At 63.7% G+C, this 16,810-nt stretch carries 13 protein-coding genes and 1 pseudogene; 9 read left to right on the top strand and 5 right to left on the bottom strand.

What is annotated here, in order from left to right:
* Positions 1–163: 163 nt before the first annotated feature.
* The 4 genes from cysS (at position 164) to rarD (ending at position 5,477) form a co-directional block, all read left to right on the top strand.
* Positions 164–1,591: a cysteine--tRNA ligase gene (cysS, locus tag KY465_RS11430; protein ID WP_219201847.1), complete on the top strand. Its 1,428-nt coding sequence runs from the start codon at positions 164–166 to the stop codon at positions 1,589–1,591.
* Positions 1,592–1,741: 150 nt separating this feature from the next.
* Positions 1,742–2,710: a prolyl aminopeptidase gene (gene pip / locus KY465_RS11435; RefSeq protein WP_219202692.1), complete on the top strand. Its 969-nt coding sequence runs from the start codon at positions 1,742–1,744 to the stop codon at positions 2,708–2,710.
* A 43-nt stretch (positions 2,711–2,753) separates the two neighbouring features.
* Positions 2,754–4,370 (top strand): citramalate synthase, encoded by a 1,617-nt coding sequence (gene cimA, locus KY465_RS11440; protein ID WP_219201848.1) that lies wholly within the window; start codon positions 2,754–2,756, stop codon positions 4,368–4,370.
* Positions 4,371–4,556: 186 nt separating this feature from the next.
* Complete coding sequence (gene rarD / locus KY465_RS11445) at positions 4,557–5,477, top strand: EamA family transporter RarD (RefSeq protein WP_219202694.1); 921 nt, start codon at positions 4,557–4,559, stop codon at positions 5,475–5,477.
* Here the strand turns inward: rarD and KY465_RS11450 are convergent.
* Positions 5,461–6,075, bottom strand: a complete 615-nt coding sequence (locus KY465_RS11450) for an LOG family protein (protein WP_219201849.1) — start codon at positions 6,073–6,075, stop codon at positions 5,461–5,463. The genes rarD and KY465_RS11450 overlap by 17 nt on opposite strands.
* 178 nt (positions 6,076–6,253) lie before the next feature.
* On the opposite strand from KY465_RS11450, the gene KY465_RS11455 reads away from it, so the two are divergent.
* The 3 genes and pseudogenes from KY465_RS11455 to KY465_RS11465 form a co-directional block, all read left to right on the top strand.
* Positions 6,254–9,046: a LysM peptidoglycan-binding domain-containing protein gene (locus KY465_RS11455; RefSeq protein WP_219201850.1), complete on the top strand. Its 2,793-nt coding sequence runs from the start codon at positions 6,254–6,256 to the stop codon at positions 9,044–9,046.
* Between the two features lie 38 nt (positions 9,047–9,084).
* Positions 9,085–9,495, top strand: coding sequence for an ArsR/SmtB family transcription factor (locus KY465_RS11460; RefSeq protein WP_219201851.1), 411 nt, complete (start codon positions 9,085–9,087; stop codon positions 9,493–9,495).
* Between the two features lies 1 nt (position 9,496).
* A pseudogene (locus KY465_RS11465) lies at positions 9,497–11,359 on the top strand (ABCB family ABC transporter ATP-binding protein/permease); the annotation flags it as partial.
* An 87-nt stretch (positions 11,360–11,446) separates the two neighbouring features.
* Here KY465_RS11465 and KY465_RS11470 read toward each other — a convergent pair.
* The gene (locus tag KY465_RS11470) at positions 11,447–11,926 is read right to left on the bottom strand and encodes a hemerythrin domain-containing protein (RefSeq protein ID WP_219201853.1); all 480 of its coding nucleotides are present in this window, start codon (positions 11,924–11,926) and stop codon (positions 11,447–11,449) included.
* Between the two features lie 137 nt (positions 11,927–12,063).
* On the opposite strand from KY465_RS11470, the gene KY465_RS11475 reads away from it, so the two are divergent.
* Entirely contained in the window at positions 12,064–12,762 is a 699-nt protein-coding gene (locus KY465_RS11475) for a phosphatidylserine decarboxylase (protein WP_219201854.1), read from the top strand.
* A 2-nt stretch (positions 12,763–12,764) separates the two neighbouring features.
* Positions 12,765–13,694 carry a CDP-diacylglycerol--serine O-phosphatidyltransferase gene (pssA, locus tag KY465_RS11480; protein ID WP_255561630.1) on the top strand — a complete coding sequence of 310 codons (930 nt, stop codon included), beginning with the start codon at positions 12,765–12,767 and terminating at the stop codon, positions 13,692–13,694.
* Between the two features lie 108 nt (positions 13,695–13,802).
* Here pssA and KY465_RS11485 read toward each other — a convergent pair whose 3' ends face one another.
* The 3 genes from KY465_RS11485 to KY465_RS11495 form a co-directional block, all read right to left on the bottom strand.
* Positions 13,803–14,546: an SDR family NAD(P)-dependent oxidoreductase gene (locus KY465_RS11485; RefSeq protein ID WP_219201855.1), complete on the bottom strand. Its 744-nt coding sequence runs from the start codon at positions 14,544–14,546 to the stop codon at positions 13,803–13,805.
* Between the two features lie 5 nt (positions 14,547–14,551).
* Positions 14,552–16,021, bottom strand: a complete 1,470-nt coding sequence (gene purF / locus KY465_RS11490; RefSeq protein WP_219201856.1) for an amidophosphoribosyltransferase — start codon at positions 16,019–16,021, stop codon at positions 14,552–14,554.
* Positions 16,022–16,231: 210 nt separating this feature from the next.
* Positions 16,232–16,783 carry a CvpA family protein gene (locus KY465_RS11495; protein WP_219201857.1) on the bottom strand — a complete coding sequence of 184 codons (552 nt, stop codon included), beginning with the start codon at positions 16,781–16,783 and terminating at the stop codon, positions 16,232–16,234.
* Positions 16,784–16,810 lie beyond the last annotated feature (27 nt).

Below are 16,810 nucleotides of genomic sequence, written 5' to 3' on the forward strand. Positions count from 1 at the left end.
GGCATGATACGCCGATCCGACGTCGCTGCCCCATGCTCTTGCCGGTTCATACGCCGGCATCACATCCGCTAGCGCCTTGCTGGTCTGGTCGCCTTCGTCTTTCCTTCCGACACCATGAGCGAACCGGCCAGCAGCGGCCGAAGCCAGGAACCTGCTGACCGAGATGCCGACCTCGCCCGCACTCAGATTCCACGATACGCTGACCCGCAGCAAGAAGGTCTTCGAACCCATCGATGCGGGCAATGTGCGCCTGTATGTCTGCGGCCCGACGGTTTACGACTACGCGCATATCGGCAATGCGCGGCCGGCCATCGTGTTCGACGTGTTGTTTCGCCTGCTGCGCCACGTCTACGGCGCGTCGCATGTGACCTATGTGCGCAACATCACCGATGTCGATGACAAGATCAATGCGCGGGCGCGCCGCGACTTCCCGGATCTGGATTTGAACGCGGCGATCGCGCGGGTCACGGAGAAGACGGCGGCGCAATATTTCAGCGATGTCGCGGCGCTCGGGTGCCTGGAGCCGACGGCACAGCCGCGCGCCACCGCCCATATCGACGGCATGGTGGCGATGATCCAGAAGCTGATCGAGGGCGGGCATGCCTATGTCGCCAGCGGGCGTGAGGGGCGCGAGGTTCTGTTCTCGGTGACGGCCATGGCGGATTACGGCCGGCTCTCGAACCGGAAGCTTGAGGATCAGCAGGCCGGCGCACGCATTGCCGTCGAGGCGCACAAGCGGCATCCAGGCGATTTCGTGCTCTGGAAGGAATCGCACCCCGACGAGCCGGGCTGGCAGGCGACATTCCGGGACAGCGGCGATGCGGTGACCATTCACGGCCGGCCGGGATGGCATATCGAGTGCTCGGTGATGAGCGCGGCGCATCTGGGCGAGACCTTCGATATCCATGGCGGTGGTCTCGATCTCATCTTCCCGCATCATGAAAATGAAATCGCGCAGTCGTGCTGCGCCCACGGCACCCCGGTGATGGCCAATCTGTGGATGCACAATGGCTTTTTGCAGGTCGAGGGCCAGAAGATGTCGAAAAGTCTCGGCAATTTCGTCACCATTGCCGAATTGCTGGAGACCGAACGCTTCGGCGGACGGCGTTGGCCGGGACCGGTCCTGCGCCTTGCCATGCTGATGACGCATTACCGCGAGCCGATCGACTTCTCGGTCAAGCGCCTCGAGGAGGCCGAAAACCTTCTGGCGAAATGGCCACGCGGCGCGGCCGGCGATGCGGCGCCCGATGCTGCGGTGGTGGATGCTCTTTGCGATGATCTGAACAGCGTGGCGGCGATCCAGCATTTGCATGCGCTGGCGCTCAAGGCGCACGAGAACGAGACGGCGCGGCAAAGCTTTCTGGCGAGCGCGGCGCTGCTCGGACTCGATCGCCCGGCGGCCGAGATCGATGCCGCTCTGGCCCAGGAAGTGGAGGCCGCGATCGCGCGGCGGCTGGAACTGCTGGCGGCAAAAAACTGGTCCGAGGCTGACAGCATCCGCGATGCACTGGCGGAACGGGGCATTCGGCTCAAGGACGGCAAGGATCCGGAGAGCGGCGCCCGGACCACAAGCTGGGACGTCAAGTTATGAAACCTATGGTATATTCGCTGTGTGGGCCGATTGGCGGGCGGCCGCCGGGTCGAGGGTGGGCCTTGCGGGTAATGTGGGTGGATGACGAGCATGCAATCGAAGTCGGGTGCGGGGATGCGTAGCGGCGCTGGCGGGGTGAACGGCGTGGGCATGGGCGGATTGCGCCAGCTCTATCCGGAAATCGAGCCTTTCGATCACGGACATCTCGACTGCGGTGATGGCCACAGCATCTATTGGGAACGGGTGGGCCGGCGCGGCGGCAAGCCGGCTGTGTTTCTGCATGGCGGGCCGGGGGGCGGCTTTTCGCCGCTGCACCGGCGGCTGTTTGATCCGGACCGCTACGATGTCATCCTGTTCGACCAGCGCGGATGCGGAAAATCGACACCGCATGCCTCGCTCGAGAACAACACCACCTGGCACCTGGTTGCGGATATCGAGCGGCTGCGAGAGATGGCCGGTTTCGACACGTGGCTGGTGTTCGGCGGCTCATGGGGTTCGACGCTGGCTCTGGCCTATGCTGAGACCCATCCGGAGCGGGTCAGCGAACTGATTCTGCGCGGGGTCTACACGCTGACCAAGGCGGAGCTTGACTGGTATTATCAGTACGGCGTTTCCGAGATGTTTCCCGACAAGTGGGAGCAGTTCATCGCTCCTATACCCGAGGAAGAGCGCGGCGATCTGATGGGCGCCTATCGCAAGCGGCTGGTTGGCGCCAATAGCTCCGAGCAGCTGCGCTGCGCCAAGGCATGGAGCACCTGGGAGGGCGAGACAATCACGCTGCTGCCCGAACCGGAGGCGCGGCAGAGTTTCGGGCAGGCCGAATTCGCGCTGGCCTTTGCGCGCATCGAAAACCATTTCTTCGTGCATGGCGGCTGGCTGGAAGAGGGGCAATTGCTGCGGGACGCGCATTTGCTGGCCGATATTCCTGGCGTTATCGTGCATGGACGCTACGACATGCCGTGTCCGGCACGATATGCCTGGGCGCTGCACAAAGCCTGGCCGCGGGCCGAGTTTCATCTTGTCGAAGGCGCCGGTCACGCCTTTTCCGAGCCCGGCATTCTCGACCGGCTGATCTGGGCGACGGATCAATTCGTCACCGAAGAAGCAAAGTCGGCGTGATGACGACGGGCCGGACCGACAGCCGCGCGCGCGGAGTGATCGCATGAGCAAAGAGCGCATCTACCTGTTCGACACCACGTTGCGTGACGGGCAGCAGACACCGGGCATTGATTTCTCGCTGGAGGACAAGATTGCCATTTCCGCGATGCTCGACAGCTTTGGCATCGATTATGTCGAGGGCGGCTATCCGGGGGCCAATCCGACCGATACGGCCTTCTTTGCGGAGAAGCGCACGCAAAATGCTGCCTTTGTCGCCTTTGGCATGACCAAGCGGGCCGGTGTTTCCGCTTCCAATGATCCGGGCTTGGCGGCGCTTCTGCAGGCGCCGAGCGATGCGGTCTGCCTGGTCGCCAAGTCCTGGGATTACCATGTCGAGGTGGCACTCGGCTGCAGCAATGCGGACAATCTCGAATGCATCCGCGCCTCGGTCGAAGCCGTCACCGCCTGCGGCAAGGAGGCAATGGTCGATTGCGAACATTTTTTCGACGGCTACAAGGCCAACCGCGACTATGCCCTGGCCTGCGCCCGCACAGCCTATGAGGCCGGCGCGCGCTGGGTGGTGCTGTGCGACACCAATGGCGGGACGCAACCGGCGGAAGTCGCGGAGATCGTGGCGGCAGTGACGGCAGCCGGCATTCCGGGGGACCGGCTCGGCATTCACGCGCATGACGACACCGGGCAGGCGGTCAGCAATTCGCTGGCGGCGATCTCGGCGGGTGTGCGCCAGGTGCAGGGGACATTGAATGGCATCGGCGAGCGGTGCGGCAATGCCAATCTCGTCACGCTGATCGCAACGCTGGTTCTCAAGCCGCCCTTTGCCACGGATTACGCCGTCGGCATCGATGCGGGCAAGCTGACAGAACTGACCGGCCTGAGCCACGCTTTCGATGAATTGCTCAACCGCTCTCCGTCGGTGCAGGCGCCTTATGTCGGCGCGTCGGCCTTTGCCACCAAGGCCGGTATTCACGCCTCGGCGCTGCTCAAGGATCCGCGCACCTATGAGCACGTGCCGCCGGAAAGTGTCGGCAATTACCGCCGCGTGATGGTCTCGGACCAGGGCGGCAAGTCGAATTTCATCGATGTGTTGAAGCGGCGCGGCATTGCGGTGAGCAAGGATGATCCGCGGCTCGACCGGTTGATCGCCGTGGTCAAGGAACGCGAGGCGTCCGGCTATGCCTATGAGGGGGCGGATGCAAGCTTCGAGCTGCTGGCGCAGCGCATGCTCGGGCGCGTACCGGACTTCTTCACGGTCAACGGGTTCCGCGTGATGGTCGAGCGGCGCTTCAATTCCGCCGGTGAGTTGCGCACCGTCTCCGAGGCGGTGGTGAAGATCAATGTCGATGGCACCGACTACATGTCGGTGGCGGAAGGGCATGGACCGGTCAATGCGCTCGACATTGCGATGCGCAAGGATCTCGGTGCCTACCAGTCGGAGATCGAGGATCTCGAACTGGTCGACTACAAGGTGCGCATCCTGAATGGCGGCACCGAGGCGATCACCCGCGTGCTGGTGGAATCCACCGACCATTCCGGGGCGCGCTGGTGGACCGTCGGGGTTTCCGACAACATCATCGATGCGTCCTTCCAGGCGCTCAGTGACTCCATCGTCTACAAGCTGATGAAGAATCGCGACCTCGCCGGGCGCATCGCCGCCGAATAGCGCCGTTCGCCGCACAGGGCTTTCAAGACCCGGCCGCGCTTTTCCCCGAATGCGGCGCGATCACCCGTTTGCAATGTGTAGCATGCAGGGATATGGCAAAGACCAGCGCCCCGAGGCGGCGCAGCAACCCGGAGCCGTGCCTTGCCGAGTGTCGAAAAGACCGCCCTTGCGCCGCTGCCCGCGCAGATGCCGCCGGAGGATCAGCCGCGCGGCATCGTCCTGGCCCTCATCGCCTATGTCATCTGGGGTCTTCTGGCCGTCTACATGAAAGCCGTGGCGCATATTCCGGTGCTCGAAGTGCTGGCGCATCGTGCTTTGTGGTCGGTGCCGCTGACCGCGGCCTTTCTATTGTGGCTCGGGCGCACGCGTGATGTCAGGGCGGCATTGCGAACGCCGAAGTCCCTGGCGATGGCGGCGTTGACGGCCAGTCTGGTGACGGTCAACTGGGGTGTTTATGTCTGGGCGATCAGCGTCGATCGGGCGGTCGAGACGGCGCTCGGCTACTACATCAATCCGCTGTTCTCGATCTTTCTGGCGGCCGTGCTCTTGCGTGAAAAGCTCGATCGGCTGCAAGTCGGGGCCATCGCCATCGCGGTGGTCGCGGTTGCGGTGATGGCGTGGGAAATGGGCGGCGTGCCGTGGATCTCGCTCACGCTGGCATTGAGCTGGGGCTTTTACGCCTTCTTCCGCAAGACCCTGCCGATCGGCCCGACACAGGGGTTCTTTCTCGAAATCCTGCTGCTTTCGGTTCCGGCGCTGATCTATGTCAGCTGGCAGGCAGCACATGGGGCGGGGCATTTCGGACCGACCGGCGCCAGGGATGTGCTGCTGCTGCTCGGCTGCGGGCTGGTGACGGCGGTGCCTTTATTGTTCTATGCGCATGGTGCCAAGCTGATCCGGCTGTCGACCATCGGCATCATGCAATATATCGCGCCGACACTGATCTTTCTGATCGCCATATTCGTCTTTCGCGAGCCGTTCGGTCTCGAGAAGCTGATGGCCTTTGTGCTGATCTGGACGGCTCTGGCGCTGTATTCGGTCTCGCTGTTGCGCCAGCACCGGGCGCGTCACCGGGATCAGGCCGCGCCGCTCACATCCGGGCAATAACGTCCGAATCGGCCTCCTCGCGCGGCGTTGCCGCGGTCAGGATGGCGGGAAGTATGGCGTGCGGATCAGAGACGACGAGCGGGCGGACGCGCTCGGCGGTGTGGATGAATCCCTGGTTTGTCATGTGGTCGATCAGGCTTTTCAAGGGCGCCCAGAAACCATCGATATCCGCAAGGACGATGGGTTTGGCGTGCCGCCCGAGTTGCGCCCAGGTCATGATCTCGATCAGTTCCTCGAGCGTGCCGATGCCACCGGGCAGCGCAACGAAGGCGTCGGATTTCTCGAACATGAGATGTTTGCGCTCATGCATGTCGCGCGTGATGTGCAGGGCGTTCAGCCGTTCGAGCGACTCGTGGCTGGCCTCCTTGTCCATGAGAAATTCCGGAATGATGCCAGTGACATGGCCATGGCCTTCAAGCACCGCGTCGGCAATGGTGCCCATGATGCCGCATGTGCCGCCGCCGTACACGAGACCGATGCCGCGTTCGGCCATGGCAGCGCCAAGAATTCTGGCGGCATCGCGATAGGCGGGATTGAGACCGGGCTGTGAGCCGCAATAGATGCAGATGGTCCGGATGGGGGAGAAAGATCTGTTCATAGCCGGACAGAACAGCAGTTGATCAGCAGCGTCAAGCCAGGAATGGCGTTAAGGATAGTGCAGCATGCAACCGGGCGTTAAGGCGTTGAATCCTTGTGCGTCCGCCCTAAAAAGTCTAGCGTTTCGCGAAAGATAAGGGCGATACGCCTTCAATGCGGTCCATCCGCCGGAGATACCGATGCTGAAAGGCAGACTGTTCTACATCATCTATTTTGCCCTCGCCGTGCTCGTTGCGGCCGCCGGCTTTTACGCCATACCGAAGCTGGTCGATCTTGACGGCGAGACGCAACGAACCGCGACCTCGACATCCCCTGGCACATCCACTGGTACCTCCACTGGTACATCCACTGGGGAGCCGGGAGAGGGCGCTTCAGATGCCGATGACGCGGACAGCGTGGTGGCGGATGCTGACTCGGCGGCCGAGAGCGACGACGCATCGGACGAGATTGCCGCCGCTGAGGATGACGAACTGGCTGAGCCGGGCGAGACTGCTGACGCGCAGAACAGCGACGAGGCCGCCGAGCCTGAGGAGCAGCAGCAAGCCGCCGCGGACGCAGCGGCTGACGCCGATGAAGCTTCGGAGGAAGCACAAAGCGCGGCAGCGCTGGCGGTGCCCGGGTTCGATCTGCTGCGGGTGGAGCCGGACGGCTCGACGGTGATTGCCGGCACGGCGTCTCCGGAGACCCTGCTCGAAATTTACAGCGGCGAGGAGATGATCGCATCGACCGAGGTGGGGCCGAGCGGAGATTTCGCGGCGGTGCTGGATGAACCGTTGCCGCCCGGTGATTATGCCCTGCGGCTGCGCAGTTCGACGCCGGACGGGCGGACGGTCAATTCCGAAGATGTGGCGACCGTGAGCGTGCCGGACAGCGCTGACGGGGAATTGCTGGCCATGGTCGGCAAGCCGGGTGAACCGAGCCGCATCATCTCACGGCCGGTCGCACCGGTCACGCCGGTGGCCCCCGCAGAGCCGCCGGTGGCGGTTCTGGTGCCAGCTGATGATGCCGAGCCTTCAGAGGATGCGGCACCGGCGGAACCACCCGTGGCGGTTCTCGTGCCGGCAGAGGATGCGGAGAGCGAGGCAGAAGTTTCGACCGATGCGCAGGGCGCTGACGCCAGTTCTGAGGGCGAGATTGCAGCCGCAGCACCATCGGACGAGGGCGTTGATGTTGCCGATAGCTCCGCGGCCGACATGGCGGAGGGGACGACCGGCCCCGAAGCGGCGCCTGAGGCGGATGCCGAGACGGATGCGAGCGGCGCTTCTGAGACCGACACAGCGCAGGCGTCAAGCGAGGCCGCTGTAGGGGAAAGCGAGGCGGCGGATGCGGCGACATCCGGGGCCCCCGGGTCTGTGGAAGGGGATGAGGCGCAGGAGACCACCGAAATGGCCAGCGCGCCACCGGTGCCCGCCGAGACCCCGGCCGCGCCGGATGCTGCTGCGCCAGCGGCGCTGGTGCATGTGGATGCGATCGAGATCGAGGAGGACATGCTGTTCATCGCAGGCGCCGCACCAAAGGGTCTGTCGGTGCGCATTCTGGCGGACGGCGAGGCGATCGGCACGGTCACGGCCGACGAGAAGGGTCGTTTCATTCTTGAAACGCGCACGGATCTGGCAGTCGGCGATCATAAGATCGCCGCGGAATTGCTGAACCCGGACGGCGGCGCTGTCGTCATGCGTTCGCTGGTGCCGTTTCATCGTCCGGAGGGCGACCGGCTGGCCGCCGTTGCAACGCCGCCGGCGGTTCAGCCGGCCGCGCCTGCCGCCGACCAACCGGCTCCCGATGCGATGAAAAACGGACCGGCTGACACTGCGCTTGCCGATGCCGACACCGATACTGCCAGTTCCGCCGATGCGGTTGCACAGGCGGCCGGCGAGGCGATGGTCGGTGCCGCAGCGGGAGAAGAGGGCGCGACGCGCGAAGGGGAGGAAGAAGGCTCGCTCGATGTGGCGAAGGCCGATGTCACGACGCCGGCGCCGGATGCGACCGCAGATACGGGGGTTGCCCCGGAGGCTGGAGAGGCGGCCGGCTCGGACGCGCCGACCGCGGCCGGTGCAACGGACCCTTCCGGTGCTGAACAGGCCACGGACGTGGCAGCTGGGAGCGATGGTTCACAACCCTCCTCCGAGCCAGCCGAGATCGCGGCAGCAGAGACATCCGATGCTCCGGCGGAAACTGTCGCCGCTGATGATGCAGGCTCGGACAGGGCGGATGCACCAACCGAGACCGAACAGGCGGAGACCGAACAGGCCGAGACCAAAGAGGCCGAGATCGCAGTTGCACCCGAGACACCGCAGACAGGGGTCGCGGATGTCGATGGCGCAGGCACCGAGCCTGAGGTGTCAGACACTTCTGCGCTGACTGCCGCGCAAGACACGGACACGACCGGCGCAGGCGCATCGGATGCGGTCGAAGCAAGTGATGCCGGAGAAACCGCGCAGGCCGAAGTGGCGGCTGCCGGCGAAACAGAGCCAACCGATGATGCGGCTGATTCGGCGCGGGAGACAGCGGACGGCGCAATGGAGGAAACGGCAGCGGAGGAGGCGACAAGCGAATCGGCAGCCGCGGCATCCGATGCCATGGCGCCAGCAGCTGCGGACACTTCTGCCGATCGCGCCGATGCGGTGACGACGGCAGACGAAGATGCCGCTTCGGAGCCGGCGGAAATGACACAGCAGGAGGCGGACACCGAAACCGCTGCCGCCGAACCGCCGACGATCGAGCAGGCGCCTCTGACGCCCACCGAGGGGTCGGTGATCATCCGGCGCGGCGATACGCTGTGGCAGATCTCGCGGCGCACTTATGGGCGCGGGGTGCGCTACACGACGATCTATCTGGCCAACGAGCAGCAGATCGTTGATCCGAACTTCATCTCGCCCGGCCAGATTTTCTCGGTGCCGGAAGCGCCGCTGGACAATGCCGAAGCCCTGCACAAGGAGCTGCTGAAAAAACGGCGCGGCGAGTACAAGTGATTGACGAGGTAACTTTCATCGTATATCGCCGATAAACGATGAAAGTTGCCGACCCTTCTTCATGCTGCGATGACGATCGGGTGCTGGCGCGCCAGATGGCGGCCCTGTCGCACCCGGTGCGCCTGCAATTGCTGCGCTGTCTGGCGGCGCGCGATGCCTGTTGTGTCAAGGATCTGGTCTGCCGGCTGGATCTCGCTCAATCGACGGTCTCGCAGCATGTGCGCGTGCTTCTCGATGCCGGGCTGGTGCGCTACAAGGCCGAGCGGCAATCCTCACGCTACAGTCTCGACGGTGCCGGGCTGCAAGCGGCCACCGCGGCGCTGGGCTCCCTTGTGTCCAGCCTGAACACCGCGCGCAGCGATGCCGCATCGTCGCCACCGGCCTGTCCGGACAGCGTGATTGCGGCGGCAGGCGAAGAACCGGCAGAACCCGTTCACAGGACAAATTGACTTGGCTCGTAAAACCGTAAGCGCCGACAGCGGGAACTCGCTGTCGACCGTGATCAATCTGTGGCCTTATATGTGGCCTTCCGACCGACCCGACCTGAAAAGACGGGTGGCCTGGGCCTTCCTGTTCCTGGTGATCGCCAAGGTCATTCTCATTCTCGTTCCCTATTTCTACAAATGGGCGACCGACGCCCTGAACGGCGGAACGGCGGCGAGCGAGTGGTTGCCCGCGATGCTGGTGGCGCCGGTGATGCTGGTCATCGCCTATAACGGCATGCGCATCAGCCAGCAGGGGTTCAACCAGTTGCGCGACGCGTTGTTTGCCCGGGTCGGGCAACACGCGGTGCGGCAACTGGCGCACAAGACTTTCGTGCACATTCACCAGCTGTCGCTGCGGTTTCATCTCGAGCGGCGCACCGGCGGCCTGTCGCGGATCATCGAGCGCGGCACCAAGGGCATCGAGACGATTGTCCGCTTCACCATCCTGTCGACGCTGCCGACGCTGCTGGAATTTGCCCTGACCGCCCTGATCTTCGCGATCGCCTATGGCTGGAGCTATCTGACGGTGACGGCGATCACGGTGGCGCTGTATATCTGGTTCACCGTCAAGGCGAGTGACTGGCGGATTGCCATCCGCCGGGCGATGAACAATTCCGATACCGACGCCAACACCAAGGCGGTGGATTCGCTGCTCAACTACGAGACGGTGAAATATTTCGGCAATGAGGACATGGAAGCGCGGCGCTTTGATGCCTCGATGGCCGGCTATGAGAAGGCCGCGACGCAGGTGTGGACATCGCTCGGCTGGCTCAATTTCGGTCAGACGCTGATCTTCGGCTGCGGCATGGCGGCCATGATGATCATGTCGGCGCTGGCGGTACAGCGCGGCGATCAGACGATCGGCGATTTCGTCTTCATCAATGCGATGCTGATGCAGCTCTCGATCCCGCTGAATTTCATCGGTTCGGTGTACCGCGAAATCCGCCAGGGCCTGGCCGATATCGAGCAGATGTTCGCCCTGCTTGACGTGCATCCGGAGGTCAAGGATGCCCCGGATGCGAAGGCGCTGGAGGTCACGGATGGCGTGATCCGCTTCGAGGATGTGCATTTTTCCTACGATGCGGCCCGGCCCATCCTGAAGGGCATCTCGTTCGAGGTGCCGGCCGGCAAGACGGTGGCGATCGTCGGCCCTTCCGGCGCCGGCAAGTCGACCATCTCGCGGCTGCTCTATCGCTTCTACGACATCGATCGGGGGCGCATCAGCATCGATGGCCAGGACATCCGCGAAGTCACGCAGGCCAGTCTGCGCGGCAAGATCGGCATGGTGCCGCAGGACACCGTGCTGTTCAACGATACGGTGGGCTACAACATCCGCTATGGCCGCATTGGCGCCAGCGACGAGGAGGTGGCGCGCGCCGCGGAGATGGCACAGATCGGCCCGTTCATCGAGAAGTTGCCCGAGGGCCTTAACACCATGGTCGGGGAACGCGGATTGAAGCTGTCGGGCGGCGAAAAACAGCGCGTGGCGATTGCCCGGACAATCCTCAAGGCGCCACCGATCCTGATCCTCGACGAGGCCACCTCGGCGCTCGACACGGCGACGGAGCAGGAAATCCAGGCGTCCCTTGATTATGTCTCGAAGGGCAGGACGACGCTGGTCATCGCGCACCGTCTGTCGACGGTGATCAATGCCGACGAGATCATCGTGCTGCGCGATGGGGTGATCAAGGAGCGCGGGCGCCACGACGCGCTATTGGCGCAGGGTGGCCTCTACGCCTCGATGTGGACGCGTCAGCGCGAGGCCACCGAGGCGGAAGAGCAGCTCAAGCGGATGCGCGAACAGGACGAGTTCGGCCTGTTCGAACGGCGCCGCGCCGGAGAGATGGCGCCGGACCAACCGGGCGATGACGCCAGGGATGCGAGCGACGAGGACGATTCCGGCAGCGGCCGGTGATTATTCCTCCAGACTGTCTTCCGCTTTCTGGTCGACCAGGTCACGTTCGGCCGCCTTGCGCTCGCGGAAGGCCTTGGCATGGGCACCGTCCCGGTCCTCGTCGACGACCTCCTTGGCCTTCGGGAAGATGTCCTGTTCCTCTTCCTCCATATGGTGCTCATACTGCTCCTTGAGCGTTCTGAACCGGGTCAGCCAACCGGAACTGGACGGATCCATCCCGTTGAGCTCTTCCATGATGTCGTCCATCTCCTTGTGCTCGGAGACCGAATGGCGCGCATCGTCCTGACCGTCCGGCTGTTCCATCAGCTTGGCGTAGAAGGTTTCTTCCTCGGCGGCGGCGTGCGACTTCACATCGTAGTAGAACTGCTGCCAGAGCTCGCGGCGCTCATCGCTGCCGCCCTCGGTGGCGTTCAGCTTTTCAAGCAGATCGCGATGATCCTCATGGTCCGATTTGATGGCTTCATAGATTGTCGTGGTCATGGCTCGCGTTCTCCTTTGGCGCCGGTTCGGTCGGAAACCAACGCCGACCGCATGCATTTGGTTGCCTGCAAAAAGCACATGCGGCACGTTGCATGCCCGGCGGCGGTGGCATATCTGGAGGGAAAGCGGAGTATTCCATGAGCCTGATCGACACCATTCGCAAGACGCTCGTCCCGATCCACAAGGAAGGCCGAAAATTCGTCGCCATCTTCGCGGTGGCAAGTGCGCTGCTCGGCCTGATCTGGGAGCCGCTGTTTTGGATCGGCATGATCCTGACGGCCTGGTGCGCCTTCTTCTTCCGCGATCCGGAGCGGTTCACGCCACTGGACGAGGATTGGGTGATCGCGCCGGCGGATGGTCGTGTGTCGGCCGTAACGCGGCTGGTGCCACCGGCTGAGCTGGAACTGGGCGAAGGTGAGCGGCTGCGCATCTCGATCTTCATGAATGTCTTCAATGGCCACATCAACCGCGCGCCCGTGGCGGGGCGCATTGCGCGCATCCTCTACCGCGAAGGCAAGTTTCTCAACGCGGATCTGGACAAGGCGAGTGAGCAGAATGAGCGCAACAGTCTGGTCATCGAGTCCGCGCATGGTGAAATCGCCGTGGTGCAGGTGGCCGGGCTGGTGGCAAGGCGCATCCTGTGTTTCAGCAAGCCGCTCGATGTGCTGAAAGCCGGCGAACGCTTCGGTCTGATCCGTTTCGGCTCGCGCCTTGATGTGTATCTGCCGCTCGAGGCGCAGGCGCGGGTGGCGCCCGGCCAGGCGGCGGTGGGCGGTGAGACGGTGATCGCCGAGTTCAATTCCGCGAAGGGGCCGGTTACGACCCGGCGCGCCTGATCATGGCGGTGTTTCCACCGTTTGATCCCCACGGCCGCGAGGAGAGCAGCGGGCGCGGGCCGAAGCTCAGCCAGATACCGCTGCGCATGCTGGTGCCGAATTTCATCACGGTGCTGGCGATATGCGCCGGGATGACTGGCATTCGGCTGGCGTTCGAGAACCGCTTCGAACTGGCGGTGATGATGGTGCTGATCGCTGCCTTTCTCGACGGCATCGACGGCCGCGTGGCGCGGCTCCTGAAGGCGCAGTCGAAGTTCGGCGTGCAGATGGATTCTCTGGCTGACATCATCAATTTCGGGGTCGCGCCGCCGCTGGTCCTCTATGTGTTCCTGCTTGACCAGGCCCGCTCTCTCGGCTGGATCGCGGCGCTTGTCTATGCCATCGCCGCGGCGTTGCGGCTGGCGCGGTTCAATGTTGCGGCGGACAATCCCGCAACCGAGCCCTGGCAGTCGAAATTCTTTGTCGGTGTTCCGGCGCCGGCGGGGGCGTTGCTGGTGCTCTTGCCGATCTATCTCGGTTTTCTCGGTGTGGCGCCGAGCCAGCCGATGGCGCTGATTGCCTCGCTGTACACGATGCTCATCGGTTTTCTCCTGATCAGCCGGCTGCCGGTCTTTTCCGGCAAGGGACTGGGCTTCCGGGTGCGCCGTGATCTGGCGACGCCGATTATCCTGCTGGCCATGGTCTATGTGGCGCTTCTGATGAGCTTTACCTGGGAGACGCTGACCCTGTCGGCGGTCGCCTATCTGATCAGCCTGCCGATCGGCAGCCGCTACTGGGCGCGCAATTACGGTCCGAAAGCGCGGGAAAAATCCAAAGCCGAGGTTTTGTCCGACGGCGGTGCCGACGGGGCAGGGTCATCCGGCCCGGAGGCGGGAAAACCGGGCATGGATGACGAGCCCGATGCGCCTGATGACAAAGACGCGCAGCGCTGAACTGCCCTTCATACGCAATCAGAAGAGCAAGCGATTGGAATCACTTGCAGGGTTTTGCTGTCAAACTGATTCCGGATGCGGGTGGACTGGCGGCGCCCGGCCGCAGCGTCAGACGGGCTCGCGGTAGCTGAAAAAGCGGTTGTCGCGAACGCGGAACAGCTTGCCGCTCTCATCGGTCTCGGGCAGGCAGAGCGGGATCAGCTTGGCAGCGACATCGGCCGGGTTGGGCAGGGTGCTGGCATCCTCGCCGGGATAGGCGCGCGCCCGGATCGCCGTGCGCGTGGCGCCGGGATCGACAGCATTGACCCGCAGGGCGGTTTTTTCGCTCTCCTCGGCCCAGACGCGGACCAGCGTCTCGAGTGCGGCCTTGGTGGCGGCATAGGGGCCCCAGAACGCCCGCGCCGTGTGGGCGACCGCCGAGGTCAGCACCAAAGCGCGGCCGGCGTCGGCTTTCAGCAGCAACGGTTCGACCGAACGGATCAGCCGCCAGGTGGCGGTCAGATTGGTGTCGATCACCTTGTTGAACACTTTGGCCTCGACATGCCCGATGGGCGAAATGGTGCCGAGTATCCCGGCATTGGCGACGAGAATGTCGAGCTTGCCCCAGCGTTCGTTGATGGCACCGCCCAGCCTGTCAACGGCGGGCATGTCGGTCAGATCCATCGGCACCAGTGTGGCGCCTTCGCCGCCGGTCGCCGACTTGATCGCATCATCGAGCTCTTCCAGCCCGCCGATCGTGCGCGCCACGGCGATGATATGGGCTCCTTCACGGGCGAGGGCCAGCGCCGTCGCATAGCCGATGCCGCGCGAAGCGCCGGTGACCAGCGCCAGTCGTCCGTCAAGTTTGCCCATGAGATCTATCCGTTGTTGGCCAGCAGTGACAGGCTGCGTACATTGTCCTTGTTGTCACCCTGGTCGGTGAGGACGGTGGGGTAGTCGCCGGTGAAGCAGGCATCGCAGAATTGCGGGCTGTCATTGTTGCGTCCCGGCTCGCGCACGGCGCGGTACAGGCCGTCGATCGACAGAAAGCCGAGACTGTCGACACGGATGAACTCGGCCATTTCGGCGATGCTCATGCGCGAGGCGAGCAGCTTGGATTTTTCCGGTGTGTCGACGCCGTAGAAACACGAGGCCATGGTCGGCGGCGAGGCGATGCGCATATGCACTTCACGGGCGCCGGCCTCGCGCACCATCTGCACGATCTTCTGCGAAGTGGTGCCGCGCACGATCGAATCGTCGACCAGCACGACGCGCTTGCCTTCGATCATGCGCCGATTTGCATTGTGTTTGAGCTTGACGCCCATATGGCGGATCGATGCGGTCGGCTGGATGAAGGTGCGACCGACATAATGGTTGCGGATGATGCCGAGCTCGAAGGGAATGTCGGCCCCTTGCGCGAATCCGATGGCCGCCGGAGTGCCGGAATCGGGCACCGGGATGACGACATCGGCCTCGACCGGGCTTTCAAGCGCCAGTTCCTCACCGATGCGCTTGCGCACCTCGTAGACATTGCGGCCCTCGACGATCGAATCGGGTCGGGCGAAATAGACATATTCGAAGATGCAGAAGCGCGGCGACGGCTGCTCGAAGGGAAAATGGCTCTCGATGCCGCCTTCGGTGATGACGACGACCTCGCCCGGCTTGATCTCGCGCACGAAGCGGGCCCCGATGATATCGAGGGCGCAGGATTCCGAGGCGAGAATATAGGCGCCGTCGAGGTCTCCCAGGCAGAGCGGCCGGATGCCGAGCGGATCGCGCGCGCCGATCATCTTCTTCTGGGACAGGCCGACCAGCGAATAGGCGCCTTCGATCTGGGTGATGGCATCGATGAAGCGCTCGGTGATGCGCTGTTTTTCGCTGAAGGCGATCAGATGAAGGATCGTCTCGGTATCGGAGGTCGAGGAAAAGATGGCACCGCGCTTTTGCAGTTCGCGCTGCTTGGTCAGAGCATTGGTGATGTTGCCGTTGTGAGCGATGGCAAAGCCGCCGCCGGCCAATTCGGCAAAGAAGGGCTGGACATTGCGCAGACCCTCGCCGCCGGCGGTCGAATAGCGCGTATGGCCGATGGCCCGGTCGCCAGGAATGCGGTCGAGGACCGAACGCTTGGTGAAGGTGTCGCCAATCAGGCCGATATGTCTTTCCACCGAGAACTGCGTGCCGTCATAGGCGACGATGCCGGCTGCCTCCTGGCCGCGATGCTGCAGGGCATGCAGACCGAGGGTGACGACCGCTGCGGCATCGTCGCGGCCGAGAATGCCGAAGACACCGCATTCGTCGTGAAAACAGTCCGCCTCATGGCCTTCGGCAGTTGCGACCTGGTCATTCATTGTGCAGATCCTTCAAAACGCCGATCAACTCCCGATCGGGAGGCTGATGGTGTAAATGCATGCCTTAAAGCATGGTGCGACATCGACTTCAGTGCCGTTCGGCTTTGCCAGAGGTGATCACTGCCACCGTGCTTGGATGCGGCTGCACCGCCTCTCAGTCACCCGTTCTCAGTCACCCGCTCCCAGTCACCCGCTCCCAGTCACGCGCTCTCAGTCACCGGCTGCCGGGGCCTCTTCTGCGCTGCCGCCAATGCCTTTCAGCCGGTTGAGGATAGCAGCATCGGCATCCTCGGGCAGCAGTTGCACCAGGCGGGCGCCAAGCGAATCGAGCATCGGCTTGGACTTGGCGTCGGCCACCCAGTCCGGCTGCCGCGGGGTTGCCACCAGCCAGTTGAGAAACAGCATGGCGACGACCAGCAGGAGAATGCCGCGCGCCGCACCGAAGACAAATCCGAGTGTGCGGTCGAGCGCGCCGACGCGGCTGTCGATGATGAAGTCGGCAACGCGCATTGTCAGGTAGGATACGACAATCAGGGTAATAAGGAAAACGATGCCGGCGGCGGCAGCCATGGCGAGCTTTTCCGAACTGATATAGCCCGACAGGAGCGGGGTCAGAAGCGGGTAGAGGAAATAGGCCGCTGCGGCGGCGGCCACCCAGGACGCGACGGCGAGGACTTCGCGGGAGAAACCGCGCACCATTGCCAGAACGGCCGAGAACAACGTTACGGCCAGCACGATGCCGTCAAGGAGCGTAATGGGCATGGATCAGACTCTCGTTCCCCGTGCGGA

It is taken from the genome of Neohoeflea coraliihabitans, assembly GCF_019334345.1.
Classification (GTDB): Bacteria; Pseudomonadota; Alphaproteobacteria; order Rhizobiales; family Rhizobiaceae; genus Pseudohoeflea; species Pseudohoeflea coraliihabitans.

What these genes read in the sequence shown, in the direction of transcription:
- cysS (WP_219201847.1), top strand. Translation starts at nt 164, where the DNA reads ATGCCGACCTCGCCCGCACTCAGATTCCACGATACGCTGACCCGCAGC.
- pip (WP_219202692.1), top strand. Translation starts at nt 1,742, where the DNA reads ATGGGCGGATTGCGCCAGCTCTATCCGGAAATCGAGCCTTTCGATCAC.
- cimA (WP_219201848.1), top strand. Translation starts at nt 2,754, where the DNA reads ATGAGCAAAGAGCGCATCTACCTGTTCGACACCACGTTGCGTGACGGG.
- rarD (WP_219202694.1), top strand. Translation starts at nt 4,557, where the DNA reads ATGCCGCCGGAGGATCAGCCGCGCGGCATCGTCCTGGCCCTCATCGCC.
- KY465_RS11450 (WP_219201849.1), bottom strand. Translation starts at nt 6,075, where the DNA reads ATGAACAGATCTTTCTCCCCCATCCGGACCATCTGCATCTATTGCGGC.
- KY465_RS11455 (WP_219201850.1), top strand. Translation starts at nt 6,254, where the DNA reads ATGCTGAAAGGCAGACTGTTCTACATCATCTATTTTGCCCTCGCCGTG.
- KY465_RS11460 (WP_219201851.1), top strand. Translation starts at nt 9,085, where the DNA reads ATGAAAGTTGCCGACCCTTCTTCATGCTGCGATGACGATCGGGTGCTG.
- KY465_RS11470 (WP_219201853.1), bottom strand. Translation starts at nt 11,926, where the DNA reads ATGACCACGACAATCTATGAAGCCATCAAATCGGACCATGAGGATCAT.
- KY465_RS11475 (WP_219201854.1), top strand. Translation starts at nt 12,064, where the DNA reads ATGAGCCTGATCGACACCATTCGCAAGACGCTCGTCCCGATCCACAAG.
- pssA (WP_255561630.1), top strand. Translation starts at nt 12,765, where the DNA reads ATGGCGGTGTTTCCACCGTTTGATCCCCACGGCCGCGAGGAGAGCAGC.
- KY465_RS11485 (WP_219201855.1), bottom strand. Translation starts at nt 14,546, where the DNA reads ATGGGCAAACTTGACGGACGACTGGCGCTGGTCACCGGCGCTTCGCGC.
- purF (WP_219201856.1), bottom strand. Translation starts at nt 16,021, where the DNA reads ATGAATGACCAGGTCGCAACTGCCGAAGGCCATGAGGCGGACTGTTTT.
- KY465_RS11495 (WP_219201857.1), bottom strand. Translation starts at nt 16,783, where the DNA reads ATGCCCATTACGCTCCTTGACGGCATCGTGCTGGCCGTAACGTTGTTC.